Genomic DNA, 1,249 nt, shown 5'->3' on the forward strand with positions numbered 1-1,249 from the left:
CGGATTCAACCGGTCGTCGCAACGATGGGTATTTCTGGCTCTGACAGTAGTCGTTGCATGGCTTGAGTGGGTGTGATGCCGCCGAGTGTTTTGCGGGGTCGATTGTTGAGTTCGGTAGCGACTTCGAGTAGCCGCTCGGGCGAATGAACGGATAAGTCGGTGCCTTTGGGGAAATATTGGCGCAGCAGCCCGTTGGTGTTCTCGTTGGTGCCTCGCTGCCACGGCGAATGCGGATCACAGAAGTAGATAGCCATCTTTGTGGCCAGCGTGATCTGCCGGTGCTGGGCCAGCTCGGTTCCCTGATCCCACGTCAACGTCTTAGCCAAGCGTTCTGGCAGAGTCTGTATGGCTGCCAACAGGCAATCGCGAACCGTGATCGCGCTGTGGTCACCGGGGAGGTGGACCAGCATTGTGAACCGGGTCTGACGCTCCACCAACGTAGCGATCGCCGACCGGCAGTGTGATCCCAAGATCAGATCTCCTTCCCAATGCCCAGGCACGGCCCGGTCGGAAACTTCCGCCGGTCGCTCGCTGATCATGGTCATGTCCGGGATCTTGCCGGAGTTCTTCGCAGCAGGCCGTCTCGGACGCCTGATGGCGCGGCCGGTGCGCAAATGCTGATGCAGATCACCGCGCAAGTCACCCCGGCCGCCCCCATAAAGCGCCTGGTAGATGGCTTCCGGGCTGACTCGCATTTCCTGCCGATCGGGAAACACCGCGGCCAGATGATCACTGATCTGTTCCGGACTCCATTTCAGGCACAACTTTTTCTGCACCACAAGGGCCAGCTCCGGATGGTCGAATTTGCTGGCCTTGGGTCGACGTCCGCGAAGCTCGGCCTGCTTCTGCGCCGCATACGGGGCATACTTCGTCCGTGCCAGCGGGCCAGTCTTGGATCCGCCTCGAGCCAGCTCTCGACTGATCGTGGCAGCAGACCGGCCCACCAGAGCAGCGATCGCCCGCACGCCCGTGCCACCTAGGTGCAAGTCCGCGATCTGCAGTCGTTCCTCCAGGGACAAGTACCGCCCAGACTTCTCTGCCTCAGGACGAGGGATCCGCCCACCCGCTGCTTGACGCCAACGCCGTCCAGTTCGTCGATTCACCCCGACAGCATCGCACGCAGCAGTCAGCGTCGAGCCTTGAGTCATCAACACCCAAAACCGCGCCTGTTTCTTAACGAACTCATTCTTCAACCACACGTACAACACCTCACAAAAATCGAGTGTTGCGACGACCGGTTGAATCCGCC

At 60.5% G+C, this 1,249-nt stretch carries 1 protein-coding gene; it reads right to left on the bottom strand.

Annotated elements, in window-relative coordinates; translation table 11 throughout:
• Positions 1 to 5 precede the first annotated feature (5 nt).
• Positions 6 to 1,148 carry an IS30 family transposase gene (locus E3O25_RS13630; RefSeq protein ID WP_370448768.1) on the bottom strand — a complete coding sequence of 381 codons (1,143 nt, stop codon included), beginning with the start codon at positions 1,146 to 1,148 and terminating at the stop codon, positions 6 to 8.
• Positions 1,149 to 1,249: the final 101 nt, after the last annotated feature.

This window comes from Cryobacterium sp. TMT1-3, assembly GCF_004402315.1.
GTDB lineage: Bacteria > Actinomycetota > Actinomycetes > Actinomycetales > Microbacteriaceae > Cryobacterium > Cryobacterium luteum.

Coding starts and splice junctions, on each gene's coding strand:
- E3O25_RS13630 (WP_370448768.1), bottom strand. CDS start 1,148: ATGACTCAAGGCTCGACGCTGACTGCTGCGTGCGATGCTGTCGGGGTG.